Origin of the sequence: Actinosynnema sp. NPDC023658 (assembly GCF_040639995.1) — a bacterium.
GTDB lineage: Bacteria > Actinomycetota > Actinomycetes > Mycobacteriales > Pseudonocardiaceae > Actinosynnema.
In genome coordinates this window covers 1-4,562 of record NZ_JBFAAX010000470.1, presented here as the reverse complement: position 1 = coordinate 4,562, position 4,562 = coordinate 1, and the positions used below count along the sequence as shown (strand labels likewise).

At 72.5% G+C, this 4,562-nt stretch carries 6 protein-coding genes; 2 read left to right on the top strand and 4 right to left on the bottom strand.

The genetic code is table 11. The annotated features are described in order from the left end of the window. Positions 1 to 425: 425 nt before the first annotated feature. The gene (locus AB0G02_RS29140; RefSeq protein WP_360800037.1) at positions 426 to 1,415 is read right to left on the bottom strand and encodes a DNA topoisomerase IB; all 990 of its coding nucleotides are present in this window, start codon (positions 1,413 to 1,415) and stop codon (positions 426 to 428) included. 128 nt (positions 1,416 to 1,543) lie between these two features. On the opposite strand from AB0G02_RS29140, the gene AB0G02_RS29135 reads away from it, so the two are divergent. Together AB0G02_RS29135 and AB0G02_RS29130 are read left to right on the top strand one after the other, a co-directional pair. Continuing rightward, complete coding sequence (locus AB0G02_RS29135; RefSeq protein ID WP_360800034.1) at positions 1,544 to 2,632, top strand: glutamate--cysteine ligase; 1,089 nt, start codon at positions 1,544 to 1,546, stop codon at positions 2,630 to 2,632. An 88-nt stretch (positions 2,633 to 2,720) separates the two neighbouring features. Then, positions 2,721 to 3,050 carry an STAS domain-containing protein gene (locus AB0G02_RS29130; protein ID WP_360800031.1) on the top strand — a complete coding sequence of 110 codons (330 nt, stop codon included), beginning with the start codon at positions 2,721 to 2,723 and terminating at the stop codon, positions 3,048 to 3,050. Positions 3,051 to 3,230: 180 nt separating this feature from the next. Here AB0G02_RS29130 and AB0G02_RS29125 read toward each other — a convergent pair whose 3' ends face one another. The 3 genes from AB0G02_RS29125 to AB0G02_RS29115 all read right to left on the bottom strand — a co-directional run. Then, positions 3,231 to 3,686, bottom strand: coding sequence for a nucleoside deaminase (locus AB0G02_RS29125; RefSeq protein WP_360800028.1), 456 nt, complete (start codon positions 3,684 to 3,686; stop codon positions 3,231 to 3,233). A gap of 10 nt (positions 3,687 to 3,696) precedes the next feature. Beyond that, complete coding sequence (locus AB0G02_RS29120) at positions 3,697 to 4,026, bottom strand: TfoX/Sxy family protein (RefSeq protein WP_360800025.1); 330 nt, start codon at positions 4,024 to 4,026, stop codon at positions 3,697 to 3,699. 29 nt (positions 4,027 to 4,055) lie between these two features. Continuing rightward, positions 4,056 to 4,562, bottom strand: a 507-nt coding sequence (locus tag AB0G02_RS29115; protein ID WP_360800022.1) for a CHAT domain-containing protein, incomplete at its 5' end; no start/stop codon positions are given.

The window sequence follows — 4,562 nt, the reverse complement described above, 5'->3', positions numbered from 1 at the left end:
GGCGCCGCTCGGCCGCGTCGCCGCCGGCCCGAGTCGCCGCCGGCCCGAGTCGCCGCCGGTCCGAGTCGCCGCCGGTCATCCTCCCGACCGGGGCCGCGCGACCTGCCCGTCCGTGACGCGGATGATCCGCCGGACCGGACTCCGAGGGCCGCGAGTGCCATCACTGCGGGTACCTCTGCCCAGGGGGCGACGGGGTGGGGCGAACGGAGAGGGTGAGGAAGTGGTGGGGGCGGGAGTGGGGTGGACGGCGGTGGTGGTTGGCGGGGCTCCTCATGGTTTTAACCGAGGATCGGGAACGGTGTTTCCGTACACTTTGAGCCGATGATCACCCGAATGTGTGACTCATCGACCGCCTGACCTGCACAAACACCCAACCACCCAAAAAGCACCGACAGAGCGAGCAGCGAGCGGGAACCACGGGGTGATCACTTGCGGGCCTTCCGCCCCTTCCGCACTTGCCGCAGCATGCGCAGGACGGAGCGCTCCACCGTCTCACGATCAGCCGACTTCGGCCTGATCACCGTCCCCTCCTCGAACAGCCGCACCACCCGCGGGTCGACGTAGGACTTCCTCGCGACCGCCGGGGTGTTCCCCAGGTGCTCCGAGACCTCCCTCATCACCGCCGCCTCGACCCGCTTGCGCCCGCGCTTCGACTCCGGCCGCCCCTCCCGCGCGAACGCCGCCGCCGCCAGCACCGTCGCGTGCCACGTCCTCAGGTCCTTCACCGAGAACTCGGACCCGACCATCTCCTTGAACCGCTCGTTCACGTCGTCCGACCCGACCGAGCACCCCCGGTCGTCGACGAGCAACCGGTCCTCGCCGGAACGGCCCCGCAGCAACGACTTCACCGCCGGCGCCAGCACGTCGTCCTCCACCGCGGTGACGAACTCGATCCCGCCCTTCGCCGGGTAGCGGAAGTCCACTGTGGACCCGTGCACGGTCACGTGCGAGCACAGCAGGGTGGCGACGCCGTGCGTGCCGTTGTCCGCCGCGTAGGTCTCGCCGCCCACCCGGAACACGCCCTGCTCCAGCACCGCCAACGCCACGGCGAGCACCCGCTGCCGCGACCTGCCCCGCTGCCGCAGCTCGCGCCCGATCTCCACCCGGAACCCGGGCAGCAGGGGCGCCAGCGCGAGCACCCGGTCGTGCTTCTCCTCGTCCCGGTCCTGCCGCCACCGCTCGTGGTAGAGGTACTGGCGACGCCCGGCCGCGTCCGTGCCGACCGCCTGGATGTGGCCGTTCGGGTGCGGGCAGACCCACACGTCGCGCCACGCCGGTGGGATGACCAGCGACTTGATCCTCGCCACCGACTCGGGGTCGAGCGGCACGCCGTCGGCGTCGGTGTAGCTGAACCCCCGGCCGCGGGCGCGGCGGCACCAGCCCGGTGCGGACGGGTCACTGCGGCGCAGTCTCACAGCGGGCAGGTTCCCGGCGTCGGCGGCCTGAAACACCCCCGGAGCACGACCCGACCCGGGCGGCGACAGACCACGAAAGATGCGCAAAGCCAGGATTGAACCCGTCGACTAGTGGGTATGGGAGCGGCATGACGGACCCGTGGACCGTGGGTGTCGAGCAGGAGTTCCTCCTCGTCGACCCGGAATCGCGCCGACCCGTGCCGCTGGCCGACTCGGTGGCGCAGCACGCCGGCGCCGGCCATGACGTGCAACGGGAGCTCACCCCGTTCCAGATCGAGGTCGCCACGCCCGTGTGCGCGACCGCGGAGGAACTGGCGGAGCAGGTGCTGGGCGGACGCCTGCACCTGGCGAAGGCCGCGCACGCGGCGGGGTGCCGGTTGCTGGCCTCGGCCATCCCTCCGATCGGCACGCTGGGCCCGCCGCCCGGCACCGACGACCCCCGCTACCGGATGATGGCGCAGTCGCACCGCAAGATCATCGGTGGTCAGGGCGTCTGCGGGATGCACGTCCACGTGGGCGTGCCGGACGAGGACGTCGCGGTGCGCATCTCGAACGCCCTGCGGCCGTGGTTGCCGACGCTGCTGTCGTTGAGCGTGAACTCACCGATCGAGCAGGCCGAGGACACCGGTTACGCCAGTTGGCGCTCGATCGTGTGGTCGCGCTGGCCGATCAGCGGCCCGCCGCCGCACCTGGAGTCCGCCGCCGAGTACGACCGGCTGGTGAAGTCCCTGGAGGCGAGCGAGGTGCTGCTCGACACCGGGATGGTCTACTGGGACGTGCGACCGTCCGCGCAGCACCCGACGGTCGAGGTGCGTGTGTCGGACATCCCGATGACCGCCCGTGAGGCGGTCGTCATCGCGGAGGTGATCCGGGCGTTCGCCCGCACCGCCGCCGAGTCCGCCGAACCCGAACGGGTCGACGACGTGCTGCTGCGGGCCGCCTACTGGCGTGCCGCGCGCGACGGGGTGGACGGGTTGGCCGTCGACCCGCGCACGGGGAACCTGCTGCCCGCCCGGGAGCGCGCCGCCGACCTGGTGTCGTGGTGCTCCGACGCGCTGCGCGACGCCGGCGCTCTGTCCACTGTGGAAAACCACTTGACTTGGCTCGGCACTCATGGCAGTGGCGCCGCGCGCCAGCGCCGGGCGCTGGGTGCGGCGACCGATGCCCGTGAGCTGGTCGACATGGTCGTGACCGAAACGGTCGACGACGCCGGTTGAGGGTTACCGTGGAGCTTCGACGCCGCGCCGGCGTCGTTCGAGTGAGAGGAGTACCGGCGTGCCAGAACCCGCGGCGACGCTTGCTTCCGTGCGGGTCGACAGACCAGCGGACGGCGTGGTGGTGCTGCACGTGTCGGGAGAGTTGGACACGAGCAGTGCGGAGGAGTTGACCAAGCCGCTCAAGGAGCACCTGGTCGAGAACGTGCGGGGTGTGGTGGTGGACCTCAGCGGGGTGCGCTTCCTCGGCTCTGCCGGGTTGGAGTCCCTGGTCATAGGCAGTCAGCGGGCGAGCAGCCTCGGCATCCCGCTGGTGCTGGTGGCGACCAGTCGGGCGACGCAGCGGCCGATCGAGGCGACCGGGCTCAGCTCCGTGTTCACCCTGGTCGGCTCCGTCGACGAGGCGTTGAGCCGGTTCTGACGGCTGTCTCCATGGCGTGGCGCACCGCCCCCCGCCCGGGGCAGTGCGCGCGCCAGGCCGCGACCGTCGGGGCGCGGCCGTCCATCCCTGCGCGCACCAGGTGGCGACAGCCCTGTCCCGCGTGCGCCGAGCGGTGGTCGCCCGGTCCCCGGGACGCCGCTCGACGGGGGCGTGGCCGGGTCAGTCCTGGCCGATGTCCTCGAACCACAGCTCCGGTTCGGCGGCGATGAAGTCCGTCATCAGCCGGACGCACTCCGGGTCGTCCAGCAGGGTGATCCGCACGCCGTGCTCGGCCAGCCAGTCGTGACCGCCGTGGAACGTCCGCGCCTCCCCGATCACCACGTGGGGGATGCCGAACTGGCGAACGAGCCCGCTGCAGTACCAGCACGGTGACAGCGTGGTGACCATGATCGTGTCGCGGTAGCCCGGTCGGCGGCCCGCGGCGCGGAAGGCGTCGGTCTCGGCGTGGGTCGAGGCGTCGCCGTCCTGCACCCTGCGGTTGTGGCCGCGGCCGAGGAGCGTGCCGTCGGCGGCGAACAGGGCCGCCCCGATCGGGATGCCGCCCTCGGCGAGCCCGGCTCGGGCTTCGGCCACCGCCACCGCCAACAGGTCCCGCGCGTCCACGCCGTCGTCCACGGTGGCCAACCTACTTGGGCGGGAGCGTCTCGACGAACTCCCGCGCCCGGCCGATCCAGTCGGACAGCCCGGAGTCCTCGTCGAGCACCTCGCCGTCGACCACGACCCAGCCGCGCATGACCCTGCCGGTCAGGTCGAAGACCCTGGTCCCGGGCAGGGCCAGGCACCCGTCCGCCGCGTCGGGGCCGACGCGGGCGTTGATGTGGTCACCGGTCACGCCGACGAGCATGTTGACGAGCAGCACGTACGCGACCCCGCCGAACATCCGCTTGGCGCTCAGGCCCGGCAGGTCACCGACCTCGTCGCGGATCCGCTCGGCCAGGTGTTCGTCGTACGCCATCTCGCCCGGTCCTCCTCGTGTCAGTGCGGTCAGGCCCCGAAGCACAGGAACCCGGCGCCGGCCGCGAACGCCACGTCGCCGTTGTCGCGGTGCGCCTCCTGCGCGCCCGCGAGCGCCACCGCGGGCGGTTGGCCCGCGCCGAGCCTGCGGTGCAGGTCGACCATGAGCGGTGTGGTGACCTCGGCCGGCACGGGGACGACCGGCGCGATCAGGGTGCGGGTGCCCAGGCCCAGCAGGGCGGCGGTGAACCCCATCAGCTCGTCGCCGGGCCGCACCGCCGACAGGCCCGAGTCGCACGCCGACAGCACGACCCGGGCCGGTGGTGTGCGCAGCCGTTCCAGGTCGTAGACGGTCAACGGCCCGTCGGCCAGTTCCAGCGCGGAGAACAGCGGGTTGTCGGCGCGGAACGAGCCGTGCGCGGCCACGTGCGCGAGCGGGGCGCCGTCCATCGCGGTGGCGACCGCGTCGACCGTCGCCGCCGCCCCGACCAGCACCGACGCCGAGTCCGCCAGCGCCGAGATGGCCGCGATCTCGGT

Bases quoted from the DNA above. Each gene is read 5' to 3' on its own strand.
- AB0G02_RS29135 (WP_360800034.1), top strand. From the start codon at position 1,544: ATGACGGACCCGTGGACCGTGGGTGTCGAGCAGGAGTTCCTCCTCGTC.
- AB0G02_RS29120 (WP_360800025.1), bottom strand. From the start codon at position 4,026: ATGGCGTACGACGAACACCTGGCCGAGCGGATCCGCGACGAGGTCGGT.